Origin of the sequence: Pseudomonas sp. 32_A (assembly GCF_017490905.1) — a bacterium.
GTDB lineage: Bacteria > Pseudomonadota > Gammaproteobacteria > Pseudomonadales > Pseudomonadaceae > Aquipseudomonas > Aquipseudomonas inefficax.
Genome location: NZ_JAFGYI010000495.1, coordinates 1 through 242, shown reverse-complemented (window position 1 = coordinate 242; position 242 = coordinate 1). Strand labels below are relative to the sequence as shown.

Below are 242 nucleotides of genomic sequence, written 5' to 3'. Positions count from 1 at the left end.
CTCGTCGCGGGCGGAAAAACGCTCTGACGTGGGCAAGGCCACGGTCATCGGCTTCGTTACCGTGCTGCTGTTCCTGGTGCTGGTCAACGTACTGTCGCTGGGCATCATGACCCAGCCGGAACTGGCCGGGCTGCAGAACCCGTCGCTGGCTTCGGTACTGGAGCATATCGTCGGGCCGTGGGGCGCCTTGCTGATCAGTATCGGCCTGGCGGTTTCGCTGCTTGGCGCGCTGCTGTCCTGGG

1 protein-coding gene is annotated in these 242 nt (G+C 64.9%); it reads left to right on the top strand.

Going from position 1 to position 242, the window contains the following annotated elements:
- Positions 1–242, top strand: a 242-nt coding sequence (locus J5M58_RS27580) for an amino acid permease (protein ID WP_207880685.1), incomplete at both ends; no start/stop codon positions are given.